15 protein-coding genes and 1 pseudogene are annotated in these 17,403 nt (G+C 34.1%); 14 read left to right on the top strand and 2 right to left on the bottom strand.

Annotated features, from left to right (window positions below; all coding sequences use genetic code 11):
• Nucleotides 1–176 precede the first annotated feature (176 nt).
• The gene (locus PGC35_RS02505) at nucleotides 177–851 is read right to left on the bottom strand and encodes a hypothetical protein (RefSeq protein WP_375218061.1); all 675 of its coding nucleotides are present in this window, start codon (nucleotides 849–851) and stop codon (nucleotides 177–179) included.
• 645 nt (nucleotides 852–1,496) lie between these two features.
• Between PGC35_RS02505 and PGC35_RS02500 the strand changes: the two genes are divergently transcribed.
• The 14 genes from PGC35_RS02500 (at nucleotide 1,497) to PGC35_RS02435 (ending at nucleotide 16,926) form a co-directional block, all read left to right on the top strand.
• Nucleotides 1,497–3,071, top strand: coding sequence for an ABC transporter substrate-binding protein (locus PGC35_RS02500; RefSeq protein WP_375218060.1), 1,575 nt, complete (start codon nucleotides 1,497–1,499; stop codon nucleotides 3,069–3,071).
• A 47-nt stretch (nucleotides 3,072–3,118) separates the two neighbouring features.
• Nucleotides 3,119–4,039, top strand: a complete 921-nt coding sequence (locus PGC35_RS02495) for an ABC transporter permease (RefSeq protein WP_156316796.1) — start codon at nucleotides 3,119–3,121, stop codon at nucleotides 4,037–4,039.
• A gap of 131 nt (nucleotides 4,040–4,170) precedes the next feature.
• A complete protein-coding gene (locus tag PGC35_RS02490; RefSeq protein WP_275789504.1) occupies nucleotides 4,171–4,971 on the top strand; it encodes an ABC transporter permease in 801 nt (266 codons plus the stop codon).
• 20 nt (nucleotides 4,972–4,991) lie between these two features.
• Complete coding sequence (locus PGC35_RS02485) at nucleotides 4,992–5,885, top strand: serine hydrolase (protein ID WP_375218059.1); 894 nt, start codon at nucleotides 4,992–4,994, stop codon at nucleotides 5,883–5,885.
• A 54-nt stretch (nucleotides 5,886–5,939) separates the two neighbouring features.
• Complete coding sequence (locus PGC35_RS02480) at nucleotides 5,940–6,926, top strand: ABC transporter ATP-binding protein (RefSeq protein WP_375218272.1); 987 nt, start codon at nucleotides 5,940–5,942, stop codon at nucleotides 6,924–6,926.
• Nucleotides 6,923–7,918, top strand: a complete 996-nt coding sequence (locus PGC35_RS02475; protein WP_375218058.1) for an ABC transporter ATP-binding protein — start codon at nucleotides 6,923–6,925, stop codon at nucleotides 7,916–7,918. Before PGC35_RS02480 ends, PGC35_RS02475 begins: the two co-directional genes overlap by 4 nt.
• A gap of 261 nt (nucleotides 7,919–8,179) precedes the next feature.
• The gene (locus tag PGC35_RS02470; RefSeq protein WP_375218057.1) at nucleotides 8,180–8,332 is read left to right on the top strand and encodes a hypothetical protein; all 153 of its coding nucleotides are present in this window, start codon (nucleotides 8,180–8,182) and stop codon (nucleotides 8,330–8,332) included.
• Between the two features lie 494 nt (nucleotides 8,333–8,826).
• A complete protein-coding gene (locus tag PGC35_RS02465) occupies nucleotides 8,827–9,525 on the top strand; it encodes a hypothetical protein (RefSeq protein WP_375218056.1) in 699 nt (232 codons plus the stop codon).
• A 194-nt stretch (nucleotides 9,526–9,719) separates the two neighbouring features.
• Nucleotides 9,720–11,204: a hypothetical protein gene (locus tag PGC35_RS02460; RefSeq protein WP_375218055.1), complete on the top strand. Its 1,485-nt coding sequence runs from the start codon at nucleotides 9,720–9,722 to the stop codon at nucleotides 11,202–11,204.
• Between the two features lie 424 nt (nucleotides 11,205–11,628).
• The gene (locus tag PGC35_RS02455; RefSeq protein ID WP_375218054.1) at nucleotides 11,629–12,942 is read left to right on the top strand and encodes a hypothetical protein; all 1,314 of its coding nucleotides are present in this window, start codon (nucleotides 11,629–11,631) and stop codon (nucleotides 12,940–12,942) included.
• A gap of 128 nt (nucleotides 12,943–13,070) precedes the next feature.
• Nucleotides 13,071–14,345 carry a hypothetical protein gene (locus tag PGC35_RS02450; RefSeq protein WP_375218053.1) on the top strand — a complete coding sequence of 425 codons (1,275 nt, stop codon included), beginning with the start codon at nucleotides 13,071–13,073 and terminating at the stop codon, nucleotides 14,343–14,345.
• Complete coding sequence (locus PGC35_RS02445) at nucleotides 14,290–15,708, top strand: toxin Cry1Ac domain D-VI-related protein (RefSeq protein WP_375218052.1); 1,419 nt, start codon at nucleotides 14,290–14,292, stop codon at nucleotides 15,706–15,708. Before PGC35_RS02450 ends, PGC35_RS02445 begins: the two co-directional genes overlap by 56 nt.
• 363 nt (nucleotides 15,709–16,071) lie before the next feature.
• Nucleotides 16,072–16,305: a hypothetical protein gene (locus PGC35_RS02440; RefSeq protein WP_375218051.1), complete on the top strand. Its 234-nt coding sequence runs from the start codon at nucleotides 16,072–16,074 to the stop codon at nucleotides 16,303–16,305.
• Nucleotides 16,306–16,482: 177 nt separating this feature from the next.
• Nucleotides 16,483–16,926 carry a hypothetical protein gene (locus PGC35_RS02435; RefSeq protein ID WP_375218050.1) on the top strand — a complete coding sequence of 148 codons (444 nt, stop codon included), beginning with the start codon at nucleotides 16,483–16,485 and terminating at the stop codon, nucleotides 16,924–16,926.
• 57 nt (nucleotides 16,927–16,983) lie between these two features.
• Here PGC35_RS02435 and PGC35_RS02430 read toward each other — a convergent pair.
• Nucleotides 16,984–17,336, bottom strand: a pseudogene (locus PGC35_RS02430) (C40 family peptidase).
• Nucleotides 17,337–17,403: the final 67 nt, after the last annotated feature.

Below are 17,403 nucleotides of genomic sequence, written 5' to 3'. Positions count from 1 at the left end.
ATTTTGTAAAAGTGTACATCTTGTAATGTCATTATTGAGCTACCATTTTGATAACAAATTACCGTTTTTAGTATTATGCTAAACGCTAAAAGAAGTAGCCAAAGTTGTAAATTTGGCTACTTCTAACTAAAGGCGTTGCAACTAGTAATTTAGGTTTTGCGATAGGAAACGGAATCTTAAAATAAATAGTTCATATTATCAAAATATCCACCTATCTTGGAATCACCAACAATGATGACGAAAAGCATAAATAAAATAGTAAAAGTGATAATATACAAAATAAATCCGTAGAGAGGGTCAACACTAGATTGGTTGTTTGTAAGCAAAAAACTAATTACATAAAGTGGCAGTATAAAAAGACCAAAAATTAGGGATATAGTTAAAATTGCATTCCCATATGTAAATGATTCTACGAGCATTAAAAATATAGAAATGATAGATAAAATTATGAGTGGAGATAATTGACCCCCATAAAAACTAATTATTGCTTTAAATGAATGCTGTGGACCAAAAAAGTTACTAATTAGAAATAAAGAAAGAATAACTACGCCAATCATAAAGAATGTAAGTAAAAATACTTCCATAAAAAAGGGTAAAAAACTTGGTGAATTGCTCCAAAATAAATTATTTGTAAATAAATATAGTGAAATTGTAACAAGTGCCACAAATAAGATCATGCTAACAAGACTATTTGTAAACTCATTTTCTCCATGGTTGTTTGCATGAGAGGGCTTTTTTAATTGTTTCATAAAATATGAGCTATATATTTTTGTTTTTCGTTTAATATTTTCTACATGGACGTTTGGTTGTTTCGCTGATCGTGTTCTCGAAACAACACTTTCGGTATCCAAAATGGGTTCCTCAAATTTAGTTCCGCATATACTGCAAAACTTCCCAAAAACTTGTTCATGATCACAATTAGAACATTTAATCGAATTTCCCCCTTTGTGAGCTCTTTTAACAGATTATATGAAAACTATAAATCTTATATTCACAACATTCTTCATCTAATCAAATAGTACTTGTCAGAAAAAGCTCAGGTGGAGGAAACAGATACAGGAATATATGGGGTAGGTGCTGGAGCATTTGTTTAAAAGAATGCTTTCATTAAATATGAAACACCTTCCAAGGTAAAGTTAAGACTATTAAGTGGAGGCAAAGCCGAAATAATAGTAACGCCAATAGATCCTAATCCAGGTGAAACGAACCCGGTTGAACCACCTGAGCCAGTGGAAGTAATCTCTGTAGAATAATCAAAGTGTAAAAGACTCTTAGTCGATAATCGATTAAGAGTCTTTTTTATTGAAATTAGATAGGTATCTGTACATAAATTTTGAAAATTAAGAATATATTATTTGTAATTCAAAATGTACAAGCTAGGATTTTATTTTCCAATTATATAAATGTTATTAAATTCAACAGAGGGGGTTGATAGAACTGGATAAAGGAAAGGACATTCTTGTTATATAAATTAAAAATACGGAGGTCATGAATTCATGAAGAGAAGGTCAATTGTAATTTTTACGATGTTGCTTATTGTCACGATTGTCTTATCGGGGTGTAATTGGTGGAAGAAATCGGATAGCAATTCGAAAGAGGGAAGTAACCGAGAAGTCGTTGTTGGTTTAGTATCTGAGCCAGACTCTGTTGATATTCATAGAACTTCATCTACAGGCGAAGCGAATATACCTTTATATGATACTTTATTAAAACTTGATAACGACGGAAACATTGTTCCTAATCTAATCACTGATTACGAAGTGATTGGTGATGGGAAGGAAGTTATTTTCAATCTGAAAGAAAATGCAGTATTCCATTCGGGGAAACCGGTGAATGCAGAAGCTGTTAAGCTATCATTTGAAAGATTAGTAGCATCGTCTCCTTTTAGTACCAATGCAGGGGAAATAGAAAACATAGAGGTTTTAAGTGAACACTCTTTTAAAATTAAATGGAAGAATCAATTTGCACCATTTTTTATTAATGCTACGACACCATTCTTAGCACCTTTAGATGTAACAGTATTAGGAGCGGACGGAGAAGGTTTTGAGAAAAATCCAAGTGGTTCAGGACCGTTGAAGCTAGTAGAAATTAAAAGAGGCGATTCTCTTGTTTATGAACCTTACAAAGATTTTGAATGGACAGATAAAGGACCTGGTTTTGATCGGGTGAAGTTCAGATTTATTCCGGATGAAGAGACAAGAATTTTAGAATTTAAAAAAGGGAATGTGGATGTCTTGTTAAATGTTCCTTATCAATATATTGAAGATCTCGAAAAAGATTCGGAAGTAACGATTAAAAGAGTTCCAGGCGACGTATTAAGCTACTTGGGATGGAATAATAAGTTACCTATTTTCCAAGACGTTAAAGTTAGACAAGCAATTGCACTTGCAATTGATCGAGATTCCATTATTGAAAATACATTAGACGGTGAGGCAAAAGCAGTATTTGGTCCATTACCAAAAGCAGCATTTGGATACAGTGGAAAAATAGAAACAATGGCTATCGACAAATATACGAGGGATACGGACGCTGCGAAAAAGCTTTTATCTGAAGCGGGATGGAATGAAAAAAATAAAGATGGAGTTGTGATGAAAGACGGCGAGGAATTTTCAGTAGACCTATGGGTCGATGATGATCCAGCCAATCAAAGGGCTGCACAAGTCATACAAAATCAGTTGATGGAAATAGGAATTAAAATAACGATCTCAGTAAAAGAATCTGCTACTATCATCGAACAAACACCTAAGGGAGTACATGAAATGTTACTTTGGAGCTTCGGTTGGCCGGATGCAGATGTATTGAATTTCTTACTTTTCGGTAAAGATAAATCCAAAAGATTACACTATGAAAATGAAAAAATATATAGCATTTTGGAAAAAGGAGCGATTGAGATGGATCAAGAAGCTCGCTTAAAGCTATATGAAGAAGCACAAGAAATGTTAGTGGAAGAGTCTCCATTCGTACCACTATATGTGAAGGAAAATATTACTGCCATTCGTAATTTTGAAAGTTTTGAAATACATCCAATAGACGGTTCAATAGAGTGGACTAGTGTAAAAGTAAAGGAATAAGGAGTTAGAAATAGGTTTTCTAATCCACAAGCAGAGGAGGCGTTTACTTGTCATCCTATTTATTCAAAAGAATGTTTACAATGATCATCACTATAATCGGGGTATCAGTTCTAGTATTTTTAATTATTCATTTAATACCTGGAAATCCTATTAATCATATATTAGGAGACTATGCGACGGAAGAATCGATAAAGGAATTAGAAGTGAGATTAGGATTAGACCGTTCTATTCCAGCCCAATATTTTTCCTATATGTTGAACGCCGTTCAAGGAGACCTTGGTACTTCTTATATTACAGGTTATACAGTTGTGGAAGAGATTTTAAATCGAATTCCTATTACAGCACAATTAGCATTATATAGCATGATTTTTGGATCCGTAACAGGAATTGCAATTGGTGTCCTAGCGGCAGTTAAAAAAAATACGATTTACGATCAGCTTGCAATGTTACTTGCTTTAGTTGGAATTTCCGCTCCTGGATTTTGGATTGCTCTTTTCTTAATCCTTCTATTTTCGTATCAATTGAGTATTTTCCCAATCTCAGGATATAGCGGATTTTATTCACTCGTTCTTCCTTCCCTTACATTAGGGTTAGGTACTGCAGGTAGTATAGCAAGAATGACTAGATCAAGTATGCTAGACGTCATAAAACAGGATTATATCCGAACTGCAAAAGCAAAAGGAGCGGGCTTATATCGTTTGGTTTTTAGGCATAGTTTACAAAATGCTATTATCCCTGTTGTAACCTTAATCGGAATGCAATTTGGCTACTTAATGGCAGGTGCAGTAGTTACTGAGACAGTGTTTGCACTTCCTGGGCTTGGTAGTTTAATCGTATCTGCAATTTCTACTAGAGATATCCCAACGGTTCAAGGCTTGCTACTGTTTATGGCTGCGATGATAATAATTGTAAACTTTGTAGTAGATCTCTTATATACAAAACTAGATCCTCGTATTCAATACGAATAACCAAAACAAATTGCGGTCGTTTGAGAGGAGAGAGCATGCTGAAGTCGATAGAAAACAATAGTCTTTCATTTGTTGATCCTGATCCGATAGATATTAAATCAAAATCATCTTTCAATTTTTTAAATAAAATCATGAAAAATAAAGGAGCAATAATTGGTTCAGTCATATTACTTTTTTTCATCATAACTTCGGCTTTAGCACCAATTATTGCCCCGTATCCAGTGAACGAAATGAGTTTTGAGGATAGTTTGCAAGGGCCAAGCCTAGAGCATTGGTTAGGTACGGATGAGTTTGGAAGAGACATTTGGACTAGAATGCTTCATGGAGGCCGAGTTTCCCTACTAATGGGGCTTTTCGCGGTTACTCTTTCAGGAACAATTGGGGTAATCTTGGGAGTAATTGCAGGTTATTACCGTAAACTTGATATATATATAATGCAGTTTATAGATATCCTCATGACGTTTCCTTCGTTACTTATGGCAATAGCTATAGTAGCTGTTCTAGGAGTTGGATTAACGAATGCAATGATAGCTGTAGCCATTTCCACTGTCCCGTCATTTGTTCGTGTAGTAAGAGGCTCTGTTCTGTCTATACGTGAAACAGAGTATGTAGAAGCAGCGAGAGCGTTGGGTGTGAAAAATTGGAAGATAATAGGTAAACATATTTTACCGAACGTCACTTCACCTATTATTATATTAGCAACGTTAGAATTTGGTAGCTCGATATTATCTGCTGCTTCTCTTAGTTTTCTCGGCCTAGGTGCGCAACCTCCAAATCCAGAGTGGGGTGCACTTGTATTTGTAGGAAAGTCATTTTTAAGTCAAGCTTGGTGGATGACACTATTTCCAGGACTTGCGATTATGTTAGTCGTGTTAGGCTTTAATTTATTGGGGGATGGACTAAGGGATGCCTTAGATCCTAAGTCGAACTAAATTATGGGGGTAGAACTTGAATGAGTTTACAACAAAAAATAGAATCTTATATCGAAAACATCGATGCTACATTTGGCATATATATTAAACATTTAGGGACGAATGAGGAAGTAAATATCCAAGAAAATCAACTATTCCAAATGGCCAGTGTTTGTAAGGTTCCTATCTTAGCTACATTATATGAAAAAGTGTATAAAGACGAGATAGATTTGCAGGAACGAATAAAGTTAGTAGAAGAAGACTATGTTCCGGGCTCGGGTGTGTTCCAAGAAATGGATTATGGAGTGCAACCATCAATAAAAGATTTAGCTACAATGATGATTATTGTGAGTGATAATTTAGCTACCGATAAGGTGCTAAGTATTGTAGGTGGAGCGGATCGTGTTCAAGACAGAATGCATCAACTAGGCTTAAGTAATATATACACTAAACATACTATTTGGGAGCTTCTCAGCTTAAGTGTAGGTATACCTTCTCAGCCATATAGTTTAGAACTTTTTGATGAAATAATAAGACGTCTCATAGAAGGTGAATATGATTGGGAAAGCATTGTTTTTCAAGATAGCATCGAGAATAATGTAAGTTCTGCGAAAGATATGAGTCTGTTACTCGAAAAAATTGCATTAGGAGAATTCGTGTCAGCAGAGTGCTCTAGTGATATTCGCGAAATTTTGTTTAAACAGCACTTTCAGCAACGTATTGGAGGGTTATTGCCTCGAAATAAAAAAGTAGCAAATAAAACAGGCAGTCTTGGAACAATGTTCAATGATGCTGGTATCGTTTATTTGCCCGAGGATAAAGGAGAATTTGTCATTACGGTGTATTCTGCTGGCAGTTCCTTGGAGTATAAAGGGGATGAACCAATCGCTCGTATTTCTGAAATAGCCTATCAACATTTTATGAATCGTCCATAAAAGGCATAGGTTCCGAACTAGGCGCTAGGAGGTAGATTATTGACAATCAAACCAATGGAATCAGAATTATTAAAAGTTGAAAATGTTCATATTTCTTTTAAGGATGAGGAAGCAGGTCGAATCTCAGCGGTAAAGAATCTATCCTTTCATATTAATGACGGAGAGACAGTAGGGTTAGTTGGGGAGTCTGGTTGTGGAAAAAGTGTTACTGCTCTTTCCTTGATGAGGCTAATAGAGAAAAGCGCTAGTTTTATAGAAGGTGAAATAATATTTGAAGGGGAAAATCTGAACTTATTTTCAGAAAAAAAGATGCGTTCCGTACGCGGAAATAAGATATCTATGATCTTCCAAGAGCCCATGACTTCATTAAATCCAGTGCATAAAATTGGAAAGCAGATTAGCGAGGTCCTCTATTTACATGGACTAGCAAATAAAACAAATAGTAAGGAAAAAACGATAGATATCTTAAAGAAGGTTGGTATACCTCGGGCAGAAAGCATAGTAGATGAGTATCCTCATCAATTATCAGGGGGGATGAGGCAGAGAATTATGATTGCCATGGCTATGGCTTGTAATCCCAAATTACTTATTGCAGACGAACCGACTACTGCGCTTGATGTAACGATTCAAGCTCAAATATTAGATTTGATGAATACATTGCAGAAAGAATATAATACTGCCATCTTATTGATAACCCATGATTTAGGCGTAATATCGGAAATGGCAGATCGAGTAATTGTCATGTATTATGGACAGATTGTGGAACAAGCAGACGTACGTACTATTTTTAAGGGACCAAAGCATCCTTATACGATTGGTCTGTTAAAATCCGTTCCGAATATCGACAGTGAAAACGAGGAAAGACTAACTCCAATTGAAGGGAATGTCCCAAACCTAGGTGTCATTATATCTGGATGTCCTTTTCTATCTCGCTGCCAGCATGCACATGCTAAATGTCGTGAGAAAAACCCTCCATTATTTAAGATAGAATCTCAATTTGTTAGATGCTGGTTGTATGAGGAGCAGGGGGTGACTGTTTGAACCAGACTTTACTAAGTGTAAAGAACTTGAAAACTCACTTTCCTATGAAGAAAAAACTTTTTAACAAGGGAACTCAGGTCATTAAAGCAGTGGACGGTATTAGTTTTTCTGTGAGCAAAGGGGAAACGCTTGGTATAGTTGGGGAAAGTGGATGCGGAAAATCAACTATGGGAAGAAGTATCCTTCGCTTAATTGAACCAACGGAAGGTTCGGTCCAGTTTCAGGGAAATGAAGTGACTACATTAAATCAAACTGATTTAAGAAAAATGAGAAGCGATATGCAAATAGTATTCCAAGATCCCTTTGCCTCTCTCAATCCTAAAATGACTGTAGGAGCAATTCTAGGGGAAGCCCTCTCTACACACCAAATCGGTCAGAGTGCTAACGAAAGAAAAGAAAAGGTACAAGAACTATTAAAAAAGGTTGGCTTGAGTCCAATCCACATTGGCCGTTATCCACATGAGTTTAGTGGCGGACAAAGGCAACGAATTGGGATTGCAAGAGCAATAGCGGTGAATCCAGCTTTAATAATCGCGGATGAACCAGTTTCTGCTTTAGATGTATCTGTTCAAGCACAAATTTTGAATTTATTTCAAGATTTAAAAGAGACGTTTGGACTTACTTATATTTTTATCGCACATGATTTAAGTGTAGTTAAACACGTAAGTGACCGAATCGGTGTCATGTATCTTGGGAAAATTGTGGAGCTGTCTGATAAAAAACAACTATTTCAACATCCACTGCACCCCTACACACAGGCACTAATGTCAGCAGTTCCTTCACTTGATCCTGATATAAAAAAGGAGCGAATTATTTTAGCTGGAGATGTCCCAAGTCCTTCGAATCCACCAAATGGCTGCGCTTTTCATACTCGATGCAAGTTTCGAAAGGCTGTATGTGAAAGTGTTGTACCTCGTGAAATACAAGTCAGTGAAGGAAGATTTGTTCGTTGCCATATGTATGATGAGGAATATAGTGCGGAATTTATGTGAACAAGTAAATTTATAAGTTGATAAAAAACTAATTAGTTAAACATATAAGGAATTAAAAATTATTATATAATAAGATTAACATAAGTAATTTATTAGGTCATATCAAGCCTCTTACTCGAGAATCGATTAAGAGGCTTTTTTATTATCGATGTATGTCGAAAGTATTGTATAGAAGGAATACATAATATCAAGTAAAGTAAGTATAGTATACTAGGTAATTTGACGTAATATTTTGTACTATATCTAAAAGGGGGTAATTAGATGATTAAAAAAGTAACTGCAATTGGTTTAATTCTTTTCATATCAATGCTAACCGATAATAACAATCATGTAAGAGCTAGTGCCAAGGTAATGTGGGGGAAGACAGAATTAAAGATTGGACAACTTGGAAAAGCGACAAAACTATGTTGGTAAGTAATAGAACTATTGAAACAATGGAAAGTGAGATGCTGGGTTGCGAGAATAGGGATAGCTTCTTCATCGAGAAATCGATTGAGGGGCTTTTCTTTATTTACAGATGTGAATTGTTAAATAACTATACAAAGGAGAAACTCAAAATATTTAATAGCTCTTTTAAGTTGCACTCCCTATATTTTGAAAGGGATACAAATTATTCTTCACTTCTATAATGCGATTGAATCGAAAGAGAGTAATTAATATCGCATTCGATAAAACAGATACTTCCATGTTTTTTTATTTTTGTTTTTCCATTCTTCTTTTCCTAAACCAACTTTTCTCCAATTTTTTCTGCTTTACTTAAACTCAAAAATATCCAATGAGTATAAAAAATTCACATATTTTTACTTAAAATAAATTAGGTTATTAGTACTTTTGTTTTAAAATGTATACATTACTATAGACTTATATATTTTCTAAATGTAGTATTAAAGGTATTGGAGGGATATAAAATGTTTAATAAAATTTTTAAGATAATTTTCCTACTTGTATTGGCATTTGGATTTAGTACATACAATGCCGAAAATGCAGACGCAGCAACGAAAGTAATGTGGGGTAAAACAGAATTAAAACTAGGACAGATTGGAAAAGTAACAATTTTAACAGATACTACACTAGTGAAATTGGAAGGTGACGGATCGCTATCAACTGTACGTGCAATGAAAAAAGGTGAAGAATATCGTGTATACAGCTATAAAAATAACCACGGAGGTCTTTATGGTGTAGGTGGCGGAAGTTTCGTTCAAAAGAACACAAAGGTAAAATACGAAACTCCATCTAAATCAAAATTATCCTTACTAAATGGTCAAGCTGGTAACGTTGAATTTATAAGTGGAAGTGTATGGGAAGGAACATACACTGCTAATCAAGGAGAAACGAGATTAACATTAACGGTAAAAGAAGAAACAGTAGAATTTGCTTTTGGTCCTACCTTAACAAATCCTAAAGTACCTGAAGGAAAATTCATTATGTTTTTCGAATATGATAAAGTAACTGGAGCTTTAAGTTTAGAGCAAGGTAAATGGATTCAAAAGCCAAGTGGATACATAATGCTTGATTTGGTCGGAAGTGTTTCTGGAGATTATTACACTGGTGTTGTTTTAGATGGTAACTCTGTTGAGGGTAAGTTTAGTGTAAAGAAAATAAAATAGTATCTATTTAAGAGGACTCTATATCACAAATGTGATTCTGATAATAGTCGATGACACCTAGAATTAAGTCCTTCAATGGAAATTCTATTGAGGGGCTTTTTCTTGTTGTTTATTTCAAAATAGAAGTACATTTTTCGGATAGATAAAAAGCCGTATAACTACTTGATTTTTTTAATATGATAGGAGCTAATAAGATGAAGAAAAAGTGGATAGTTGCTGCAGCTGTAATGCTAATCGTAGCTGGATGTAGCAACGAAACAGTGCAGGACGAACTCAAGGAGGAAACAACGAAAACCCAAGTTGCCGAGACTTCAACAGTAAAGGAAGATGTTAAAAGCTTAAAATCGGCTGAAATGACTGAACTTAAAGAAGCGGTACCGGCTTTGGTAAATGAGATAAGTAACAAGCTCGAGACGATCAAATTGCCCGACATACAAGAAGGTCATCAGAACAGACCTATCTCAAGCCTTAACATAGATGAAGATTCTTTTAATCTGTACATATCTTTAGAAGACATTAGCACAGAATCATCGGGAATTCCGTTGAATATTTATATACGGACTTTCGAAAAGGAAGACTATCAATTCTTCCTAGATGAAGGATTTACCAAACTTGAGTCGAATCGGGAGTATCTAATTGCTCCTAACGGAAGTAAGAAAATTGTCTTCATTGATGGAGATTATCTTTATGAAATGAACTCAATTTCAAATTTAATGAACTATGAAGGAAGTACATACTCTGTAGAACAATTATTGGACATAGCAGATCAAATGAATACTGATTCTGAATATAAGCAGTTCTTTGAGGTTAATATTGAAAACTATAAATTACCTACTTATTTTTTAAATGACGGGAAAGAACCATATCGCTTGTTTGTAAATTATACAGGTAACAAACTTCCATTTGAACCTGAAGAACAATCCCTACAGATTAGCAATAACACTATGAACTTCGAACAGTCTTCTCTGTACCCACATTATGAAGCCTATGGAGATGAGATAGTCATCCAGGAAAATGTTGGCTACTTAAGTACTGACGATAATTCAAACTTTGAAATGGTGAATGGAGATCAATTATACAGTTTAAGTCTTGCTACTGCAGATGTGAACCAAACAACGGGTAAGCCATCATATGTGGAAGTCCCTAATTGGCAAGAGGAAATAACAAAGGTGATTGAAAGTTTAAATCTACCCAAGCAAGAAAGAGCAACAAAGGTAAAAGATACTTCCGAATATGAGGAAGTATTAAAAAAGCAACAAAGAGAAAGGGAAATGAGACTTGCTCTAATCAAAGAAGTTTACATCGAATCTACGCTAGCTGATTCTGTATTCTTCGAAAGAGCTCTTCAATTCCATAATTTAGGTCCAGAAAATTCAGTTGGTTATATGAAAGAGCAACTCTTTAAGAGATTCATAAAAGTCGACAATGAATTTGAACGGTTAAATCTAATGGAAATTAGTAAAACGCATATTGAACTAATGAATGAAAATGCTAAAGAGGGTATTGAGGACTTATTTGAATTTTATAGTATTAATCCAACTGAGGTCTTTTATCTTCAAGAAGATATAGAAGGAGAACCAACCTTCTACTGGGTTTTACAGATGGAACAATCAGTAGATGGATATAAAGTGCTAAATATTTACGATACTGAAAATGAAATGTTCTTGACTGATTTTTAGTTAGATGGTCCATATGTCCACAATACCTAAAAATAGCCACTCAGAGAGTAATTACTCCTTGAGTGGCCTTTGTATTAGAACTAATTAGAAACTACTAATATTTTTTAAAAATCAGCTTTTAAAATGTGGCTAACTAGCTTCATATGGTCTGCTCGCTTAATATTATTTCTTTAACAAATGATTCCTCTTCATCCGAAAGCTATGTTCTATATGCCAATAGCGCCTCTGATTTCGAGCTTTATTCTCCTCAGCTTGTACATGAATTTCTTTATTTATTTGTTATCTAATATACCATTCGTTATTTTTCTTTTAATTCTATTGATTTAGATTTCTGATGTGTTTCATTTTTTTCTCAAATAGTAGAATACTCTTATATACAAAGCACTATATTAATGTAATACGTATATTAAAGGGGATTTAGATTTTGGAGAAGAAACTATTAAAACAAACAATAGCAACAGTATTATTTTCAGCAACAGTATTGTCGTTTACACCACCTGCATTAGGAAAAACAACTTCATTAGATCAATCAATTGAAGTGATTAAACTAGAACTGAAAAAAGCCCCCACCTATTATGTTCATCCTGCATTGAAAGGGGAGTTAGTGCAGGCTAGCAGTTTATATCCAGTGTTAAATAGTGCTAAAAAGAGCTACCATAATATTAGAAACTTAATACTTACATCTAATCTAAATGAAAATAAGAAAAAAGCCTATCTAAAGGAAATAGATGCTTTGTACAATGAAAAAATTACAAAAGGTTTAATACCATATATTGATGCTTATAATTATGCAACCGCATATTTAGAACCATTGCTGAAAGAAATTGAGGTAGCAGAAGCGGTAAATGATTTGGCGTCAATTGAAAAAGCCTACCATAAGTTATCTGTACAACTTAAATCTAGAACTTCTATTTTATACCGTTTTTCTGGCAAAGCATCTCGTGATTTACTACTAGAGAAATATAAAAAAACTTCGGACAGTAAACGTGAAGATCTAATGATTCCAGTAACGATTTACATGAAAGTAGCACAGGCAGATAAAATAATGAATGAAGGAAAAAAAGAACAGGCCAAAAAAGTGCTTGAAAGTGTGAGCGTGTTAATTGAAAAACTGCCAAATCCTGAAAAGATTTCTTACATTGATACTCTTTTAAAAGAAGTAAGAAGAGTACAAGAACTAGTTGGGGAAGTAAAGTCTAAAACGCCGGTTAGTCCACCTTTAACAAGTGGCGGGAATAGTAAAGATGAGACGTCAACTGATGAAAATACAGAATCGGATCAAACGCCACCAACCAGTGGAAGTGAAAACCCAACCGTTAAAATATCTGGAACAGTAGGTAATATAGCAAATCAAAGCGTGACCGTGAATGGAAAGTCATATAAAGTATCTAAGGATTTACAAAGGCTTTTTAGCTATGAAAATGCAATGGCATTAGAAACCGCAACTGTTATACTAGATGTCAAAAATGGCGAAATAGTAAAAGTAACAAAACTTGAACTAAATAAAAGTGGTTCTGGTGATATGGATCCTGTGTTCTTAAATGGAAATGGAGCAATAATTGAAGGTTCTGTTGTGGTAAATGGAGATGATTATTCGATTAATAACGTAATTGTAAACGGTGATTTTACTATATCACCAAATACCAAATATAATTTTTTTGCAAACAATATTACAGTAAAAGGTAAGACATCTATCGTAGAAGGGGCGATAGAAAAAAACTTTTTTCATCCACTCTGAATCCAGGTGAAAAAGAACTGCCGAGTTCTTACGTTAATTTTAGTAATTCCACGATTGGAACAACAGAAATTGCTAAAGAAGATGTTTATTTTAGTGCAGGAGTTAATACAGAAGTTAAATCAATTCAATTGTTGGCAAATGGAAAAATTTCAGCTGATGATTACATTACGCTCCCGCAAGTGAAAATTGAAAATAGTGTATCTAAAGTTGATTTATGCGGAACGATTCAAAACGTCTATGTTAAATCGAAAAATGACGTTGTAATAACAGGTTTTAGTAATATTGATAATCTCGAGATTGATTCAAACAAGAGGATAACACTAAATACAAATGGTGCAATAAAAAATCTTACATTGAATAACACAGAATCCACAGTTTTTATTGGAAATGATACGGTAATTGGCAATTTTGAACCACCAAATGGTAAAACAGCAAAGGAGGTAGTGGTTAACTACTATCAAGCTGAAGATAAGATTGAAAAAATATCGGGTGTATTCAATGAGAAATTTAATTTAGAACTAAAGGATAAATTAAATACGGATAATTTTAAAGCAAGGGCATGGTTTGTAGCTGGAAGATTTGGTTATGTAAAGATAGATATGAAAAATCAAGGTAATAATATCGTAAAATACACTCTTGAGGAGAAAGGTGATCGAGTAACCCCTCTCCATGCAAAAGGGGAACAAGTACCAGTAGAGGCTATTGAATATCATAAAGGTGATGAGTTTATTGTCTGGCATGATCATGAGGTGGTTATATACTTAGTGGACGAAAATGGGGTTATTTTGGATTTGGTTGAATCTTATGAGTTAGAATGGAGATCTTTAGAAAAAGTAGAAATCAAACAGAATGATTGGGTATCGATAAGAACTAACACAAAAATTAAAGATAACTCGGTTTCGGAAATAATCAGTCACTTTTACTTTTATCAAGATGGAATAGTGCATAAGATTAAAGACTTCAAAAACTATTCGTGGACTTTTGAAGATGGAATACCAACCTTAAACTTATATCTAGAAGAAATAAAAGCAAATAAACCAAGTTTATATTCTCTGTTTTATGCTAGAGGTGAGGGACCAACAGGATATTTGAATAAAGGGTACAATGATGAAGATTTGAACATTTTTGTTCTTTATGAAATGTTGGATGGAATAGAAGATGGGATAGGTCAATTTGGTAGCTTCTTATCTAATATTTATCGATTTAAGAATAAACATCCAGACACCGAACCTACCAATGGAGTTCAATTTGACTCTTTAAGTATGGATGCATATAAACAAGAATTACGAAAGAATAAAACTAATCTACAAACTGCGGATGCTATAAAGGTAATGGTTGATGTAGTAAATGCTAAAATTAGATCAATACATTATTGCAAGAAATGCAGTGTATCAACTTTTTAAAGAAGAGAATTATGAAGAACAACTTGCAGATGGAGTTACTCAAAGTGATATAGATGAAGCTTTAAATGCTGTAGAAAAAATGGATAATGCATATACCGAAAAAGCAACTTTAAAATGGGTGGTTGGTAAGGCTCAGAGATTATTTTCGCAGCCAATTATTGATGCCGAAATAGTTTCAGAGGTTATGGTAGAAGCTGATGTTTCAGATGGTTCTATTTTAACAGAACGATTATTTAAGGGCGTTAATACAGATGATGCTATCGATTTTAATGTTGTAGCAGTTGGACAAAAAGTAGAGCAAAAAGGCTCTGATTACTATGTAGTTAGGGGTTCTAGATTTTTAATGATCGATTTAAACGAATTGATCTTGAAGAGTCAAAATAAAACGGGGACTCCTGTAAATGAATACGTAGAAGTCCAGTTGCAGCGAGGAGACATTCACCTTGGATCAAAAATTATAAAAGTTACCATCGATTCAAATGAGGGCATAACATCTAGTAGTAATACTAGCTTAGTAGAAGAACCATTAGACAATATATCCACAGTTTCTAACGATAAGAAAAAGGTATTTGTTTTTGAAGGTGTCACAACAAAGCAGTTATTAAATAACTTGAAGGCATCTGATTACTCATTCCAAACATATAAGTTAAAAAATGCGGGTGCTGAAATGAATGATGAAGATATTATAGAAGAAGGGGCAGTATTAACGGTTACTGCAGAAGATGGAATAGAAACTTCAGAATATCAAATCGAATACGTGGTTAGTTTAACGGATATACAAAAAGGCTCTTTAGGAGAAATTTTATTTACTGCAAAAAATACTAGTGGTGAAGAATTAATCGAAAATATTAAGATTGGCGGTAATTCAGAAGGGATTACAATCTCTCAAGTTGAAGGTACTACCGATCGATATAAACTCAATATTCTTTATGCAGAGGAGAATAGAACATATTCTTTCATAGGAACATCTTTTCATTTTCACGTTATTGATCGTTTGAGTTTTACTTTTTCTTGGGAAACTTTCACTATAGAAAATAGTAGTCCATTCATTTACAACAACCTAGTCGTTAAGAATAATACAATCGATTCAATAGATGATATAAAGGTATCTCTAATGGAGGAAAGCACTGATACGTGGGAATCTGCAGTTTATAAGGATGGAATAACAGTTACCTCTGAAATAACTGATCTAAAAATTGGTCAAGGCACGATAAATTTTATAGCGACTGGAAGCGATTTAGGAGAAATAAATAATACTACTATATATCGTGTGAAAATAGAGGTTGATGGAAAAGAAAATATATTTTCCGTACAGTTACATTTGGAAAGTAACGGTGATATTACAGCACATATTATAAGTTAAGGACTCTATCCATTTTTGGATGAAACACTTCTGAGTTTTATACTAACCTACTCCGTTGAAATTTAGAGGAGAAGGTTAGTTTTTTTAGTGTATTATATTTCTTGTTTATGATGTTGTACCTGTATAGAAAGCAATTAAGAAGTACATTGACATCCATACTATAAGAAAAGTAATCCTTTTGTGTCATGAGTGAAGCGATTAAGAACCTTGACTACAGGATAGATTATTGAAAGAAGAGAGAAACTATAAGAATAAGAATACTGTATTGTCAAAGAGTACTGGAAAACGATTGAATCAAAGAATGGATAGATAGAGATAATGATGGAGTAACAATCTCTGATACATTAGATTTTACTTTTCTAAATGCATCCTAAAGAATTCTTAACTGGTACTATTAAAATTGATGACGGTATGGGGAGATCAGCTGTTGTAAAAGTTAATTATGTCGATGGAAACTCACTTAAAGTAGAAGATTTTATTAAACTGGAGTTGGGATATAATAATTCTTCTTATCTTCGTATTATTGATGCCACAGGATTAGTCAACCAAGATCAACTTGAATACAGAGTTGAAGGATCAAATTCTACTATTAATTAGTTCTATAAACCTAGTGATTAGAAAACACTTTTATAAATGACTCCTAGGTGGGTTCATTTATATAATTGCATACTTTGATTTATTACATTATTAATTCCTCAAGAACGTATAGTAGAAATATCCTTTTTATTTTAAAGTAGAATAATAACTTACTCCAAATTAGAAGGAGGAATTGTAATGCTAAAAAAAGTAGCTATTGTATCTATTCTTTTAATTTCCGTATTGAGCGTTAATACATCCACAACTAATGCTAGTACAAGAGTAATATGGGGCAAAACAGAATTAAAATTAGGGCAACTTGGTAAAGTAACGATCCTTTCGAATACAACATTGTGGAAACTGGAAAAAGATAATTCTCTAACCAAAATCCGCGACTTGAAAAAAGGAGAAGAATACCGAGTTTACAGTTATAAAAGTACACAAGGTGGATTATATGGTGTTGGAGCGGGGGCATTCTTTCAAAAGAATTCAGCCATAAGGTATGAAACACCTTCTAAAGCGAAGTTAAGATTATTAAATGGAACCAAACCAGAGATAATTGTAACCCCTGTAGACCCTAATCCTGAAGAAACAAACCCTGTGGAACCACCTGAACCTGTAGAAGTAATATCTGTAGAATAATTTATCTTATTAACAAAATGCCCTGCAAAGAGTAAATCCTTGCAAGGCATTTTTATATCATTTCAAATATCTCCTAGCACCTGAATAGTTTGTTTTATAGACACCAGCCGATATAGATTCAATTTTTACTTTGTCTGAAGAGTTAGGTGCATGAAGCATTTTTCCTTCTCCAATGTATAAGCCCACAGGATAAACTTTTCCTTTTCCTCTATTGCCAGCGAAAAAGACTAGATCGCCAGGTTGTAGGTTTTTCTTTGCAACTGGTGTTCCCTTCGTTGCTTGGTAAAAGGAGTCACGAGAATGAGGATTCCGTGATTTTTGTAAACAGAATAGATAATCCCTGAACAATCAAAACCAAATGATGATGTACCTGCCCATAAATAATGGAGGGCCAAGGAACATTTTAGCACTATTTACAATATCCTTTTGGTTGGTTTTGGAACTGTTGCATAGTTTTTGTGTACCTTTGCATCTTTT

The sequence above is a fragment of the Psychrobacillus sp. PGGUH221 genome (genome assembly GCF_042055255.1).
Classification (GTDB): domain Bacteria; phylum Bacillota; class Bacilli; order Bacillales_A; family Planococcaceae; genus Psychrobacillus.
The sequence above is the reverse complement of the archived record's forward strand: the minus strand, read 5'-3'. Positions and strand labels throughout refer to the sequence as shown.